This is a genomic window from Paracoccus thiocyanatus, from assembly GCF_900156255.1.
GTDB classification, from domain to species: Bacteria; Pseudomonadota; Alphaproteobacteria; order Rhodobacterales; family Rhodobacteraceae; genus Paracoccus; species Paracoccus thiocyanatus.
In genome coordinates, this window is record NZ_FTMK01000025.1 from 22,723 (window position 1) to 36,480 (window position 13,758).

At 68.6% G+C, this 13,758-nt stretch carries 14 protein-coding genes; 9 read left to right on the forward strand and 5 right to left on the reverse strand.

Annotated features, from left to right (window positions below; genetic code table 11):
* Nucleotides 1–81: 81 nt before the first annotated feature.
* The 3 genes from F3H32_RS14800 to F3H32_RS14810 all read right to left on the reverse strand — a co-directional run bounded on the left by F3H32_RS14800 (nucleotide 82) and on the right by F3H32_RS14810 (nucleotide 4,882).
* A complete protein-coding gene (locus F3H32_RS14800; protein ID WP_149766506.1) occupies nucleotides 82–3,228 on the reverse strand; it encodes an efflux RND transporter permease subunit in 3,147 nt (1,048 codons plus the stop codon).
* Entirely contained in the window at nucleotides 3,225–4,319 is a 1,095-nt protein-coding gene (locus F3H32_RS14805) for an efflux RND transporter periplasmic adaptor subunit (protein WP_149766507.1), read from the reverse strand. The genes F3H32_RS14800 and F3H32_RS14805 overlap by 4 nt, the downstream gene beginning before the upstream one ends.
* A 311-nt stretch (nucleotides 4,320–4,630) precedes the next feature.
* The gene (locus F3H32_RS14810) at nucleotides 4,631–4,882 is read right to left on the reverse strand and encodes a DUF2312 domain-containing protein (RefSeq protein ID WP_074967754.1); all 252 of its coding nucleotides are present in this window, start codon (nucleotides 4,880–4,882) and stop codon (nucleotides 4,631–4,633) included.
* 91 nt (nucleotides 4,883–4,973) lie between these two features.
* Here F3H32_RS14810 and F3H32_RS14815 point away from each other — a divergent pair, with 91 nt between their 5' ends.
* The 5 genes from F3H32_RS14815 to F3H32_RS14835 all read left to right on the forward strand — a co-directional run bounded on the left by F3H32_RS14815 (nucleotide 4,974) and on the right by F3H32_RS14835 (nucleotide 9,143).
* A complete protein-coding gene (locus tag F3H32_RS14815; protein WP_149766508.1) occupies nucleotides 4,974–5,201 on the forward strand; it encodes a hypothetical protein in 228 nt (75 codons plus the stop codon).
* A gap of 1 nt (nucleotide 5,202) precedes the next feature.
* A complete protein-coding gene (gene dtd, locus F3H32_RS14820; RefSeq protein WP_149766509.1) occupies nucleotides 5,203–5,652 on the forward strand; it encodes a D-aminoacyl-tRNA deacylase in 450 nt (149 codons plus the stop codon).
* Nucleotides 5,653–5,874: 222 nt separating this feature from the next.
* Entirely contained in the window at nucleotides 5,875–7,296 is a 1,422-nt protein-coding gene (locus tag F3H32_RS14825) for a DEAD/DEAH box helicase (protein ID WP_223191479.1), read from the forward strand.
* Between the two features lie 72 nt (nucleotides 7,297–7,368).
* Complete coding sequence (locus F3H32_RS14830; RefSeq protein ID WP_149766511.1) at nucleotides 7,369–7,947, forward strand: thymidine kinase; 579 nt, start codon at nucleotides 7,369–7,371, stop codon at nucleotides 7,945–7,947.
* Complete coding sequence (locus tag F3H32_RS14835) at nucleotides 7,944–9,143, forward strand: cytochrome b/b6 domain-containing protein (RefSeq protein WP_149766512.1); 1,200 nt, start codon at nucleotides 7,944–7,946, stop codon at nucleotides 9,141–9,143. Before F3H32_RS14830 ends, F3H32_RS14835 begins: the two co-directional genes overlap by 4 nt.
* Before the next feature lie 61 nt (nucleotides 9,144–9,204).
* Here the strand turns inward: F3H32_RS14835 and ndk are convergent, their stop codons facing one another.
* The gene (gene ndk / locus F3H32_RS14840; RefSeq protein WP_149766513.1) at nucleotides 9,205–9,627 is read right to left on the reverse strand and encodes a nucleoside-diphosphate kinase; all 423 of its coding nucleotides are present in this window, start codon (nucleotides 9,625–9,627) and stop codon (nucleotides 9,205–9,207) included.
* Between the two features lie 128 nt (nucleotides 9,628–9,755).
* Here ndk and F3H32_RS14845 point away from each other — a divergent pair, with 128 nt between their 5' ends.
* The 4 genes from F3H32_RS14845 to F3H32_RS14860 all read left to right on the forward strand — a co-directional run bounded on the left by F3H32_RS14845 (nucleotide 9,756) and on the right by F3H32_RS14860 (nucleotide 13,430).
* Nucleotides 9,756–11,627 carry an ABC-F family ATP-binding cassette domain-containing protein gene (locus F3H32_RS14845; RefSeq protein WP_149766514.1) on the forward strand — a complete coding sequence of 624 codons (1,872 nt, stop codon included), beginning with the start codon at nucleotides 9,756–9,758 and terminating at the stop codon, nucleotides 11,625–11,627.
* 101 nt (nucleotides 11,628–11,728) lie between these two features.
* On the forward strand, nucleotides 11,729–12,463 hold the full coding sequence (locus tag F3H32_RS14850) for a MipA/OmpV family protein (protein ID WP_149766515.1): 735 nt from the start codon (nucleotides 11,729–11,731) through the stop codon (nucleotides 12,461–12,463).
* A gap of 62 nt (nucleotides 12,464–12,525) precedes the next feature.
* The gene (locus F3H32_RS14855; protein WP_115756278.1) at nucleotides 12,526–12,885 is read left to right on the forward strand and encodes an SUF system Fe-S cluster assembly protein; all 360 of its coding nucleotides are present in this window, start codon (nucleotides 12,526–12,528) and stop codon (nucleotides 12,883–12,885) included.
* Nucleotides 12,882–13,430, forward strand: coding sequence for a sugar O-acetyltransferase (locus F3H32_RS14860; RefSeq protein WP_115756279.1), 549 nt, complete (start codon nucleotides 12,882–12,884; stop codon nucleotides 13,428–13,430). The genes F3H32_RS14855 and F3H32_RS14860 overlap by 4 nt, the downstream gene beginning before the upstream one ends.
* 24 nt (nucleotides 13,431–13,454) lie before the next feature.
* Here the strand turns inward: F3H32_RS14860 and F3H32_RS14865 are convergent.
* A partial coding sequence (locus tag F3H32_RS14865) for a transposase (protein ID WP_149766516.1) occupies nucleotides 13,455–13,758 on the reverse strand: 304 nt, incomplete at its 5' end.

The window sequence follows — 13,758 nt, forward strand, 5'->3', positions numbered from 1 at the left end:
TAGCCGGGCCGTGTTTCGCCGCTTCGCGATGCGCTTTAAGAATTGTGAAGCCCCGCCGCTGACCGCGGCGGGGCATGGGGTTCAGGCGATCTTGCGTTCGGGCGCCGATATGTCGGCAACGGCCTGGGGCCGGGCCGGCTCGACCGTTTCGGGCGCGGTCGGCGCCGCGCCGGCCGGCCGCAGCTTGCGCAACAGGCCCAGGAAGTCGTCGACGAAGGTATAGACCACCGGGATCACCACCAGGCTCAGCAAGGTCGAGGCGATCAGCCCGCCGATCACCACCACCCCCATCGGCTGGCGAAAGCTGGAATCGCCCGGCACCAGGCTTAGCGCCGCGGGCGCCATGCCGCTGGCCATGGCGATGGTGGTCATCACGATGGGGCGGGCGCGCTTGTGGCAGGCATCGACCAGCGCCTCGAAACGCGGCATGCCGCGCCGCCGCGCCTCGATGGCATATTCGACCAGCAGGATCGAGTTCTTGCTGACGATCCCCATCAGCAGCAAAAGCCCGATCACCGCCGGCATGGAAAAGCCCATGTCCAGCACCACCAGCGGCAGGATCGCGCCGCCCAGCGACAGCGGCAGCGCCATCAGGATGGTCAGCGGTTGCAGGAAGTCGTGGAACAGCAGCACCAGCACCGCATAGATGCAGAAGATGCCGATGGCCATGGCGGTGGCAAAGCTTGCAAACAGCTCGCCCTGGCGCTTCAGGTCGCCCTGCTTGACGAAGCGCACGCCCTCGGGAAGGTGGAGATAGGCGGGCAACTGCTCGACCGCGCCCATCACCTCGGACAGGTTGCGGCCGTTCAGTTCGACCGTGATCGCGACGTTGCGCGAGCGGTCGAGCCGCCCGATCTCTCCCGCCGCTGCGCCGAAGGCGATATCGGCCACCGTGCCCAGCGAGACATTGCCCGCCCGCCCCGCCACCGGGATCAGCGACAGCGCTTCCAGCGAGCGGCGGTTTTCCTCGGCCAGCATCACCCGGATCGGCACCTGGCGTTCGGGCAGGTCCAGCTTGGCCAGGCTCGCCTCATAGCCGCCGGCGGTGGCCAGCCGCACCGCGTCCGAAATCGCCTGCGCTGTGATCCCCAGCGACGCGGCCAAAGGCAGGTCCGGGGTGATGGTGATTTCCGGGCTGAGCAAGGCGGCGGAAGAGGTGACGTTGCCGATGCCCTCGATGCCGCGCACCTCGTCCTCCAGCCGGGCGGCGGCCTGTTCCAGAACCGCCGGGTCGTCGCCGGCCAGCGTCAGTTGCAACTGCGTGCCATTGTCGGCCCCGCCCACCGCGATGCGCACGCCCGGCACCGTCTCCAGCGCGCGGCGCAGATCGGCCTCGATCGCGGCCTGGCCGATGTCGCGGTCGTCGATGGGGGTCAGGTTCACCACCAGCGTGGCCGAGGTGATCGCCTCGGTGCTGCCCCCGCCGCCCGGCCCGGCGCCGCCGGTCGAGGCGGCGCCGGTGGCCTGGAAGACCGACACCACATGTTCGCGCCCGGCGATGGCCTGGGCCGCGGCGCGCGCCGCCGCGTCCGTGGTCGCAAGCGCGGCGCCCGGCGGCGCGGTCAGGGTGATCTGCATCTGGCTGCTGTCCGATGCCGGAAAGAACGAGGTCGAAAGCTGGCCCAGCAGCGCCAGGGTAAAGGCAAGGAAACCCGCGCCCCCCAGCATCGCGATCCAGCGCCGCCGCAGGGCGCCGCGCACCAGGGACAGATAGCTGCGCATCACCGCGCCGTCGCGCCGTTCCACATGCGCGCCGGTGGTGCGCATCATATAGGCCGCCATCATCGGCGTCAGCAGCCGCGCCACCAGCAGCGACGCCAGCACCGCGACCGAGGCGGTGACGCCGAACTGCCGGAACACGATGCCCGGCACCCCGGCCATGAAGGCCGTGGGCAGGAACACCGCGACCAGCGTGAAGGTGGTGGCGATCACGGCAAGCCCGATCTCGTCGGCGGCCTCCATCGCCGCGGCGCGGGGCGGCTTGCCCATGTGCAGGTGGCGTTCGATATTCTCGATCTCGACAATGGCGTCGTCGACCAGGATGCCGACCACCAGCGACAGCGCCAGAAGCGTGATCATGTTCAGCGAATAGCCCAGCCAATCCATCACCAGGAAGGTCGGGATGATCGACAGCGGCAGCGCAATGGCCGCCAGGAAGGTCGCCCGCCAGTCGCGCAGGAACAGGAACACCACCACCACGGCAATGATCGCGCCTTCGTAAAGCATGGTCATCGAGGCGTCGTAGTTCTGGATCGTCGGCGCCACGGTGTCATAGGCTTCGGCGATGACGACCTGCGGGTTGCGGGCGGCAAACGCGTCCATGGCCGCGCGCACGGCCTGGGTGACGGCCAGGTCGGAATAGCCCTTGGACCGCTTGACCTGCGCCGCGATCACCGGCTGGCCGTTCAGATAGGCCAGCGAGGTCCGCTCGGCATGGCCGTCGCTGACCTGGGCGATCTCGTCCAGCCGCAGCCAGCCGCCATTGGGCAGGGGCACCGGCAGGGCGCGCAATTCCTCGACCGAGCGGGCGGCGGCCAGGGTGCGCACCGTCTGGTTGCCGTCCCCCACGCGCACCGCGCCGCCCGAGCGGTCGGCCTGCACCGCCGCCAGCCGCGCCTGGATGTCGCCAGCGGTCAGCCCCAGCCCGTTCAGCCGGGCTGCGTCCAGTTCCACCCGGATCTCGCGGTCGATGCCGCCCAGGCGGCTGATCTCGCCCACGCCCTCGACCGCCATCAGCGCCCGCGACAGCAGGTTGTCGACGAACCAGGACAGTTCCGCCTCGTCCAGCCGGTCGGAACTGACGGTGAACGTCACCAGCGGCGCCGGATTCAGGGTCTGCTTGGTGACGCGCGGCGCGTTCATTTCGGCCGGCAGGTCGGGGCGCACCTGATCGACGGCGCTACGCACCTCGTCCAGCGCCTGCTGCGGGTCCTTGCCGACCTGGAAGGCCACGGTGATCGCCACCGACCCGTCGCGGACGGTCGAGCGCACCGAGTCCAGAAGCACCAACCCGGTCAGCGCATCCTCGATCGGGCGGGCGACCTCGGTTTCAAGCTGCGTCGCAGCGGCCCCCTCCAGCGTGGCGCTGATCTGGATCGTGGGCAGGTCCATGTCGGGAAAGTTCTGCACGTCCAGCCGCTGGAACCCCATCAGCCCGGTCATGGTCAAAAGCACGAACAGCAGGATCGGCGGCACCGGGTTGCGGATCGCCCAGGCGGAAAAATTCATTGCCCCGCCCCCTCTTCCACGACCCGCACGGCGGCGCCGTCCGACAGGAACGCCCCGCCGGCCTGGATGACGCGCGCGCCGGTATCCAGGCCCGACAGGATCTCGATCCGGTCGCCAAGCCGGCGGCCGGTCTCGACCCGGCGGCGTTCGGCGGTGCCGTCGGCCGCCAGCACATAGACATAGGAAAATCCGTCCCGCATCAGCACGGCATCGGCCGGCACGTGCAGCGCCGGGCTGCGGTCGGTGACAAAGGTGCCGTTGGCGAACAGCCCGGCCTTCAGGTCGGGGGGCATCGCATCCGTCTTTAGCGCGACATGGACGACGACGCGCGCATCGGCCGCGGAGGCCGCCGGCTCGATCTGGCGCACCTCGCCCTGGACCGGCCCCGAGGGCAGCGCGACCACCGCCTCGGTTCCCGGTCGCACCGTCCCCAGCCGCGCGGCAGGCAGTTCGGCCTGCCAGTCGATGCGGCCGGCGCGGATCAGCCGGAAAAGCTCCTGCCCCGCCGGCACGACCGCCCCTTCGACCGCCGCCCGATCCAGGACGACCGCGTCGTCCGGCGCCACGATCCGGGTCCGCTCCAGGTCGAGCCGGTTGGACGCAAGCGTCGCCTGCGCCGATTGCAGGTCGGCGCGCGCGCGACGCTCGGCTATGTCATATTCCAGCTTCTGCTGGCGCGAGATCGCGCCCGTCCCGCTTAGCCCGCGGCCGCGCTCGGCATTGGCCAGGGCAAGGTCCAGCGCCGCCTGGGCGGAAAGCAGCACGGCCTCTTGCCGGGCGATGTCGTTGCGGATGTCTGCATCGTTCAATTCGGCCAGCAGGGCGCCGCGCTGGACGGGGCTGCCTGCTTCGGCATGAAGCGCCTTCAGCCGCTGGCCGCCGACCTCGGCCGCGACCACGATCTCGTCGCGCGCCGCCAGCCGCCCGCTTGCCGCGATGGCGACCGGCCAGGTCCCGGTCTGCGGCGCCAAGGCCGAGACGGTCAGCACCGGCACCGCCGCCCGCTCCGCATCCCCTTCCTGGGACAGGGCAAGGCCCGGACCGATGAAAACGCAGCCCAAGGCGGCTGCGAAAAACCTGCTTCGTCTCATATCCCGATCATCCCCGGTGCGCCGCCGCACCCAGGCCGATAAACGGGGCCATGCAGGACCGAACGGACCGCAAGCGGCTGGTTTCAGGCGCGGCGGGGTCCGTTTCTGCCGGGGGCGGACGAATTGACGTGTCGGGGGACATCTCGCCCGCCAGTGTTTCCCCCGTTCCGCGGCAAGATTAAGATTTGTGAAGCGGCACGGGGCCAGTTGGCCCCATGGCGCGCCTGACCCGGCCCCGCCCGGCCTTGCGGCGCGGAGTCCGCCATGTCGCAAGGCAAGCACCGCCCGGCGGGGCGGGCAGCGCCCTTGGCTCAGGCCATGCCCAGCGCGGCCTTGTACATTTCAAGGATGGCTTCTTCTTCGGCGATGTCGTCCTTGTCGCGCTTGCGCAGCGCGATGACCTTGCGCATGACCTTGGTGTCATAGCCGCGCGCCTTGGCCTCGGCCATCAGCTCTTTCTGCTGCTCGGCCACGTCCTTTTTCTCCGCCTCAAGCTGCTCGTATTGCTCGATGAACTGGCGCAGCTCGCCGGCCGCGATGCCATAGGCGTTATCGTCCTGCATGTCCCGCTCCTTTGTGTTTGCGCGCGGTCTAGGCGGTCTTGCGGCCGGGTGCAATCGCCGCTAGGCCGTCCGCGGCAGACGGAGGCGCAAGATGACGATCTGGGACGGGCTGATCTGGGGCGGAACCGCCCTGACCGCGGCGGGGCTGGTGGCGCTGGCATGGTGCATCGTCACCGCGGCGCGGGCCAAGGCGCGGATCACCGACGACGACCAGATGCGCGCCACCATGCGCAAGGTGGTGGCGGTGAACATGGCGGCGCTGGCCGCATCGGTCCTGGGGCTGATGCTGGTCGTCCTGGGCATCATGCTGGGCGGCTGACATGCGGGCCCTGGTCCAGCGGGTGTCCGAGGCCCAGGTCACGGTCGCGGGCCGCAGCATCGGCCGCATCGGGCCGGGCCTGCTGGTGCTGGTCTGCGCCATGAAGGGCGACCCGGATGACGCGGCGGCGAAACTGGCCGCGCGCGTGGCCAAGCTGCGCATCTTTCGCGACGAAGCCGGCAAGATGAACCGCTCGGTCCAGGACATCGGCGGTGCGGTGCTGGTGGTCAGCCAGTTCACCCTGGCCGCCGACACCAGCACCGGCAACCGCCCCGGATTTTCCAGTGCCGAGGCGCCCGAGCGCGGCGAGGCGCTGTATCTGCGCTTTGCGCAGGCGCTGCGCGACCTGGGCCTGCCGGTCGAAACCGGCAGCTTCGGGGCCGACATGCGGGTCGCCCTGGTCAATGACGGTCCGGTGACGATCTGGATGGATTCCGCCGACCGCGCTTGACTTTCGCCGCGCGAACCCTCATTTGCGACAAGTTGCCGCCCGCTGCCGCGTGAGCAGCCGGCGCCCTTGCGCCAAGGTCGGCACCGATTTTCCGGTTTCCCATTCACGCGGGGAGGCTGCGGGCATCACCGTATCAAACGCCCGCCCCTCGCAACCTGCCGCGCGACATGCGCGGCCCCTGCCATGCGCGCCGATACGCGGGCGACCTGGCCGAAAGACGACATGACGAACGAAACCAGCCGCCCGAACCGTTCGGGCAACCCCCGCGCCCAGCAAGGCGGCAAGCCGCGCCTTCGCGGCGACAGCAACAAGCCCACCACCAACCATCGCCGACACAGGAACGACGGGCGCGCCGAGCCGGAAGAAAAGTTCATCCGCCGCGCCATCCCCGAGATCGACACCCCCTTTACCCGCATGGGGATCGATGCGCGCGTGGCCATCAACCTGCCGGGCCTGGGGATCGAGACCCCTTCGCCCATCCAGGAAAAATCCATCCCCGGCATCGTCGAGGGCCGCGACCTGCTGGGCCTTGCCCAGACCGGCACCGGCAAGACGGCGGCCTTCGGCCTGCCGATGCTGACCCGGCTTTTGAACATCGGCCGCAAGCCCGAGCCCCGGACCTGCCGGGCGCTGATCCTGGCGCCAACGCGGGAACTTGCGACCCAGATCGCCGAGAATATCGACAATTACGCCGTCGGCACGCCGATCCGGCAGTTCCGCGTCGTGGGCGGCGCCTCGATCAATGTGCAGGTCACGCGGATGGAGCGGGGCGTCGATGTGCTGATCGCCACGCCCGGCCGGCTGATCGACCTGATCGAGCGCGGCGCCGTGGACCTGTCGCAGACCAGATACCTGGTCCTGGACGAGGCCGACCAGATGCTGGACATCGGCTTTATCCACGCGCTGCGCCGCATCGCCAAGATGCTGCCGCGCGAACGCCAGACGCTGCTGTTTTCGGCCACCATGCCCAAGCTGATGGCCGAACTGGCCGACAGCTATCTGAACGATCCGCTGCGCGTGGCGGTGAACCCGCCCGGCCAGGCGGCGGAAAAGATCGACCAGGGCGTGCATTTCGTCAATCAGGGCGACAAGGCGACGCTGCTGGCGGAATACCTGTCCAAGCATGTGGACGAATTGGCCATCGTCTTTGGCCGCACCAAGCACGGCTCGGAAAAGCTTTGCAAGCTCTTGGACAAATGGGGCTTCAAGGTCGCCGCCATCCACGGCAACAAAAGCCAGGGCCAGCGCGAGCGGGCGCTGAGCAGCTTCCGCGCCGGAGAGACCAAGGTGCTGGTCGCGACGGATGTGGCGGCGCGGGGCCTCGACATCCCGCAGGTCGCGCATATCTATAACTACGAGTTGCCGAACGTGCCGGAAAACTATGTCCACCGCATCGGCCGCACCGCGCGGGCCGGGCGCGAGGGACGCGCCATCGCTTTCTGCGCCCCCGCCGAGATCGGCGAATTGCGCGCCATCGAAAAGGCGATGAAGGCGAAGATCGCCGTCGTCGGCGGCGATGCCCCTTTCGAGGCGGAAAAGATTCGCGAGCGCGGCGGCCCGGCCGGCCGCCCGGCCCCAGCCGCGGCGCGCAAACGCCCGGCCCGGCGCCCCTCGCGTACGCCGAAAACGGCGCAGCGCGGCTGAACCAGCCCATGGCAGGCCGCCGCATCGTCGCGGCGGCTTGCCCCCGGCCCGCCGTCGCGGCTATCTGCGACCATGGCCAAGCTGTATTTTCACTATTCCACGATGAATGCCGGCAAGAGCACGCTTTTGCTGCAAGCGTCCTATAACTATCGCGAACGCGGCATGGCCACGCTGCTGCTGACCGCGGCGCTGGACGACCGCGCCGGCACGGGCCGGATCGCCAGCCGCATCGGCATCGCCGAAGCGGCGCGAGGCTTTACCCCGGCGGCTGATCTGTTCGCGCTGATCCAGGCCGAGGGCCGCGGCGCCGCCTGCATCTTCGTGGACGAGGCGCAGTTCCTGACCGCGGACCAGGTCTGGCAGCTCGCCCGCGTCGCCGACGACCTTGGCCAGCCGGTGATGTGCTACGGGTTGCGGGTCGATTTCCGCGGCCGGCTGTTTCCCGGCTCGGCGGCGCTGCTGGCCTTGGCCGACGACCTGCGCGAGGTGCGCACGATCTGCCATTGCGGCCGCAAGGCCACCATGGTCGTGCGCCAGGACGAACAGGGCCGCGCGCTGCACGAGGGCGCGCAGGTCCAGATCGGCGGCAATGAAACCTATGTCTCGCTATGCCGGCGCCATTGGCGCGAAGCGATGGGGGAAACACGATGAGGGCCAGCAACACCGCGCGCGCCTATGGCCGGGTCGCGCGCTTCTTTCACTGGACGGTCGCGGTCCTGATCCTGGCCGCGATCATCATCGGCCTTTATGCCGGCCGCCTGCCCGAAGGGACCGAGGCGCAGCTGCGGGCGATCTTCACCGCCTATTCCGTCCACAAGACCGTGGGCATGGTGGCGCTGGTGCTGGCGGTGCTGCGCATCCTGTGGACGCTGACCCAGCCCCGGCCGCGTCCCCTGCACCCCGGGCGGCGGCTGGAAACCCTGGCCGCAGAGGCCGTGCATTGGGCGCTGTGGATCGGCATGCTGGTCATGCCGCTGTCGGGCTGGCTGTTGCATTCGGCCGCGCCGGGCGGGTTTTCCGACATCCTGTGGCCCTTTGGCCAGCGCCTGCCGCTGGTGCCCGAGGATGCGGCCTTGTCGGAACGCTTTGCCGCCTTTCACGATCTTGGCTGGTGGGTGCTGGCGGGGCTGGCGGCGCTGCATGTCCTGGGCGCGCTGAAACATGCGGTCATCGACCGCGACGGCACGATGATCCGCATGGCCGGCGACCCCGAACGCGCACCCGAGCCGCCCCCCGCCCCCAGGCCCGGCATCCTGCCGCATGTGCTGGCCGCCCTGGCGGGGCTGGCGATCTGGCTTGGCGTGGCGCTGGTCCCCGCGGCCCGGCCGACACCGCAGCCGGCCGCCGGACCCGCGGCGCAGGCGGGTTCTGGCTGGACGGTGGAACGCGGCGCGCTGGACATAGAGGTCAGCCAGGCGGGCAATGCCGTTCTGGGCGAGTTCGGCCAATGGCAGGCCGATATCGACTATGACCCGCAAAGCCGCAGCGGCCGGGTCACGGTCAAGGTCGACATCGCCTCACTGACCTTGGGCGCGGTGGGCGACACGGCCAAGGGCCCGGATTTCCTGGACGCCGCCGCCCATCCGACCGCGCGATTCGAGGCCGAGATCCTGCCGCCCCAGGCGGAGGGCCAGCCGCATATGGCCCAGGGCCTGCTGACCATCGCGGGCCAGACGGTCGAGGCCGCCCTGCCCTTCGATCTGTCGGTCGCGGGCGATCTGGCCGAGGCCCGCGGCCGGATGCAGGTGGACCGCCGCGATTTCGGCATCGGCGCCGGCTATGCCGACGAAAGCACCGTGGGCTTTGCCGTGGGCATCGGGTTCGAATTGAGCGCGAAGCGACAATAGGAAAAGGCCGCCTCGGTGGGCGGCCTTTTCTTTGGGTATTTGGGCAACGAAGAAGCCGGGCTCAGCCGACCAGTTCAAGGCCCGAGAAGAAGAAGGCGATCTCGCGCGCCGCAGCCTCGGGGCTGTCCGAGCCGTGGACCGAGTTTTCGCCGACCGAGAGGGCGAATTCCTTGCGGATGGTGCCTTCGTCGGCATTGGCGGGGTTGGTCGCGCCCATGACTTCGCGGTTCTTCAGGATGGCGCCCTCGCCCTCCAGCACCTGCACCACCACCGGCTCCGAGGTCATGAATTCGGTCAGTTCGCCGTAAAAGGGGCGTTCCTTGTGTTCGGCATAGAACTGGCCAGCTTGCGCCAAGGTCAGTTGTATGCGCTTTTGCGCGACGATGCGCAGGCCGGCATCCTCGAACTTGGCGTTGATCTTGCCGGTCAGGTTGCGCTTGGTGGCGTCGGGCTTGATGATCGAAAGTGTGCGTTCGATGGCCATGGGGTCGTCCTTTTCCTTGTTCCGGCCGCAGGTGGCCCGGAAATCCGCGCCCGGTTAGCATGGGCGGCTGCGCTTGAAAAGCCGCGGCGCGGATTGACGCCCGCTGCGGCTTGCGCCATGCGGAGGGCATGCTACGCATCGACGACATATCCTATTCCATCGCCGGCCGGCCGCTGTTCGAACATGCCTCGGCCAGCATTCCCGACGGCCACAAGGTCGGGCTGGTCGGCCCGAACGGCGCCGGCAAGACCACGCTGTTCCGGCTGATCCGCGGCGAGTTGGGCCTGGACGGCGGCGCCATCACCCTGCCGCCGCGCGCCCGCATCGGCGGCGTGGCGCAAGAGGCGCCGGGCACCGCGACCAGCGTGCTGGACACGGTGCTTGCGGCGGATGGCGAGCGCGCCGGTCTGATGGCCGAGGCGGAAAGCGCCACGGATCCCGCCCGCATCGCCGAGATCCAGACCCGGCTGGCCGATATCGACGCCTGGTCGGCCGAGGCCCGCGCCGCCACCATCCTGCGCGGCCTGGGATTTTCGACCCAGGACCAGGCGCGGCCGACCGCCGATTACTCGGGCGGCTGGCGGATGCGCGTGGCTTTGGCGGGGGTGCTGTTTTCCCAACCCGACCTGCTGCTTCTGGACGAGCCGACCAACTATCTGGACCTGGAAGGGGCGCTGTGGCTGGAAAGCTATCTGGCGCGCTATCCCCATACCGTCATCGTCATCAGCCATGACCGCGACCTGCTGAACCGCGCCGTCGGCCATATCCTGCACCTGGAGGACCGCCGGCTGGTGCTGTATTCCGGCGGCTATGACACCTTCGCGCGGACGCGGGCGGAAAAGCGCGCCCTGCAAGCCGCCGAGGCCAGGAAGCAGGAAGCGCGGCGCGCGCATCTGCAAAGCTTTGTCGACCGTTTCCGGGCCAAGGCCAGCAAGGCCGTGCAGGCACAGGCCCGGATCAAGATGCTGGCCAGGATGGAGCCGATCACCGCCCCCGAGGAGGCGAAGTTCCACCGCTTCGGCTTTCCCCAGCCCGACCAGTTGTCGCCGCCCATCGTCGCGCTGGACGGGGTCACGGTCGGCTATGAGGGGCGCGCGGTGCTGCGCCGGCTGAACCTGCGCATCGACCAGGACGACCGGATCGCGCTTCTGGGCCGCAACGGCCAGGGCAAGTCCACGCTGTCCAAGCTGCTGGCCGGCCGGCTGGAGCCGATGGAGGGCCGGATCGCGCGCTCGGGCAAGCTGCGCATCGGCTATTTCGCCCAGCACCAGGTCGATGAACTGGACCTGGACGAGACGCCCATCGCCCATGTCCGCCGGCTGCGTCCCGACGAGCCGCCGGCCCGGCTGCGCGCCCGGCTGGCCGGATTCGGCCTGATGGAGGCGCAGGCCGAAACCCGCGTCGGCCAGCTTTCCGGCGGGCAAAAGGCGCGGCTGTCCCTGCTGCTGGCCACCATCGACGCGCCGCATCTGCTGATCCTGGACGAGCCGACCAACCACCTGGACATCGAGAGCCGCGAGGCGCTGACCGAGGCGCTGAACGACTATACCGGCGCCGTGGTGCTGGTCAGCCATGACATGCACCTGCTGAACCTGGTGGCGGACCGGCTGTGGCTGGTCGATCAGGGCGGCGTCTCGCCCTGGCAGGGCGATCTGGACGATTACCGCAAGATGCTGCTGGCCGGCGACGAGAAACCCGAAACCCGGCCCGCCGCCGGCTTGGACGGCAAGCCCGGCGCGAAACCGGCGGCCAGGCGGCCGGCGCGTGACAAGCTTCTGGAACTGCGAGCCGAGGCAAGGCGGGCCGAGGAGCGGGTGGAAAAGCTGGCCGCCATGCTGGAAAAGCTGGACACCATCATGTCCGACCCCGCGACCTATGACGACGCGCAAAAGGCCGAAACCTGGGGCCGCAAGCATGCCGAGGCCAGCGAAGCCATGCTGCGGGCCGAAAGCCTTTGGATGGAGGCGCTGGAACAGTTGGAAAAGGCCGAGCGGGCTTGACCGCAACAGCCGCGGATTATTGCGTAAAATCCGCCGGAACCGGCTTGCCCCGCGGGGCGGTTTCGACGCAGGGTGCCGCCCGATATGATGAGGATTCGCCGATGACCCGGATTGCCGCGCTTGCGCTTGCCGCCGCCACTGCCCTGACCTCGCCGGCCGTGGCGCAGTCGCTGGGCGGCGGGCGCGAACTGTCGGTCGATGCCGGGCTGGGCGTGAAATACAGCCCCGAATTCATGGGTTCGGACAATCTGGATTCCTCGCCCTGGATCATCCTGCGCAATGGCGACAGCGATGCCGGCAAGGCGCAGGGGATCTCGATCCTGCCCTCGCTGAACTATCTGGGCAAGCGCGACGCCAGCGACCATCCCGACCTTTATGGCATGGACGACATCGGCTATGCCGGCGAGTTCGGCGTCAAGCTGTCCTGGCGCATGGGCGACATGACCAGCTATGGCGCCATCCGCAAGGGCTTTGGCGGCCATCACGGCGTGGTGGGCGAACTGGGCGCGAAATACCGTTACCAGGTCGACGACCGGCTGACGCTTTGGACCGGGGCCGAACTGGGCATGGGCGACCAGGACTTTACCGGCACCTATTTCGGCGTCGGCGCGGGCGAAGAACGGCCCGGCCGCGCGATCCACAGCCCCGATGGCGGCGCCTATATCGCCCGGCTCAGCGTCGAGGCACGTTACGAATTCATGCCCGACACCGCGGTGATGGGCCGGCTGACCTATGGCCGCCTGCTGGGCGATGCGGGCGATTCGCCGCTGGTGCAGACGCGCAGCCAGCCTTCGATCAGCATCGGCCTGGCGCGGCGGCTGAATTTCCGTTTCTAAGCGGCTCTGGACCACGGATGGCATAAGTCCTATATCATGCCAAGAACTACAGGACAGGCCGCATGAGCACCGAAAACCTGAAGGAAGGCGATCCGCTGATCGCGCCCTCGACGACGGATCATCCGCTTTACGATAGCGTGGTCGAGGCCTGCAAGACCGTCTACGACCCCGAAATCCCGGTCAATATCTATGACCTTGGCTTGATCTATACCATCGACATCAGCGACGAGAACGCCGTGCGCATCGTCATGACCCTGACCGCGCCGGGTTGTCCGGTGGCGGGCGAGATGCCGGGCTGGGTCGCCGATGCCGTCGAGCCGCTGCCGGGCGTCAAGCAGGTGGATGTCGAGATGACCTTCCAGCCGCAATGGGGCATGGACATGATGTCCGAGGAAGCGCGCCTGGAGCTTGGCTTCATTTGACCGCGCATGAGGACATGCTGGCCGGCCGGCCCTATCGTCCCGGCGATGGCGAGCTGGTGGCCATGCGCAAGGCCGCGCAGGGCTTGATGCGCGACTACAATGCCACGATTGTCGGCGACAAGACCCGCGCCCGCACGCTGACCCAGTTGCTGGGCACCTGGAACGGCGCGGTGATCCGCACGCCCTTTCATGTCGATTACGGCAAGCATGTCCATTTCGGCCCCGATTGCTTTGTCAATTACGGCTGCTTTTTCATGGACATCTGTGAAATCCGCATCGGCGCGCGCTGCCAGTTCGGCACCGCCGTGCAATTGCTGACCGAGGATCGGCCCCGCGACCGCGACAGCCGGGCCAAGGGGCTGGAATGGGGCAAGCCCGTCACCATCGGCGACGATGTCTGGATCGGCGGCGGCGCGATCGTGCTGCCCGGCGTGACCATAGGCGACGGCGCCATCGTCGGCGCCGGCGCGGTGGTCACGCGCGACGTGGCGCCGGGGGCGACGGTGGTGGGAAACCCCGCCCGGCCGCTGCCGCCGAAACCCTGACCCCGGCCTAGGGTCTGTTGAGATTCATCGTGAGTTGATCAGGGCTGCCACAGCGTAGATCATGGCCTCAAAGGATGTATCGGTCTTTTCGGACCGCATGGCGATACGCTTGAACTCCTTGAGTTTGCAGAAGAAGTTCTCGATGAGGTGGCGGCGCTTGTAGAGTTCGGGATCGATGATCAACGGCGCGCGGCGCTGTGGACGCTGCGAGATGCAGATCAGCGCGCCGCGTGCGTTCATCTCGGCGATGATCCAGTTGCTGTCGAAGGCCTTGTCGGCCAGCATCGCATTGAAGGCGAGCCCCTCGATCAGCGGCGCGACCCCAACC

Bases quoted from the DNA above. Each gene is read 5' to 3' on its own strand.
- F3H32_RS14825 (WP_223191479.1), top strand. From the start codon at position 5,875: ATGACGAACGAAACCAGCCGCCCGAACCGTTCGGGCAACCCCCGCGCC.
- dtd (WP_149766509.1), top strand. From the start codon at position 5,203: ATGCGGGCCCTGGTCCAGCGGGTGTCCGAGGCCCAGGTCACGGTCGCG.
- F3H32_RS14810 (WP_074967754.1), bottom strand. From the start codon at position 4,882: ATGCAGGACGATAACGCCTATGGCATCGCGGCCGGCGAGCTGCGCCAG.
- F3H32_RS14850 (WP_149766515.1), top strand. From the start codon at position 11,729: ATGACCCGGATTGCCGCGCTTGCGCTTGCCGCCGCCACTGCCCTGACC.
- F3H32_RS14830 (WP_149766511.1), top strand. From the start codon at position 7,369: ATGGCCAAGCTGTATTTTCACTATTCCACGATGAATGCCGGCAAGAGC.
- F3H32_RS14800 (WP_149766506.1), bottom strand. From the start codon at position 3,228: ATGAATTTTTCCGCCTGGGCGATCCGCAACCCGGTGCCGCCGATCCTG.
- F3H32_RS14815 (WP_149766508.1), top strand. From the start codon at position 4,974: ATGACGATCTGGGACGGGCTGATCTGGGGCGGAACCGCCCTGACCGCG.
- F3H32_RS14855 (WP_115756278.1), top strand. From the start codon at position 12,526: ATGAGCACCGAAAACCTGAAGGAAGGCGATCCGCTGATCGCGCCCTCG.
- F3H32_RS14845 (WP_149766514.1), top strand. From the start codon at position 9,756: ATGCTACGCATCGACGACATATCCTATTCCATCGCCGGCCGGCCGCTG.
- F3H32_RS14805 (WP_149766507.1), bottom strand. From the start codon at position 4,319: ATGAGACGAAGCAGGTTTTTCGCAGCCGCCTTGGGCTGCGTTTTCATC.
- ndk (WP_149766513.1), bottom strand. From the start codon at position 9,627: ATGGCCATCGAACGCACACTTTCGATCATCAAGCCCGACGCCACCAAG.
- F3H32_RS14835 (WP_149766512.1), top strand. From the start codon at position 7,944: ATGAGGGCCAGCAACACCGCGCGCGCCTATGGCCGGGTCGCGCGCTTC.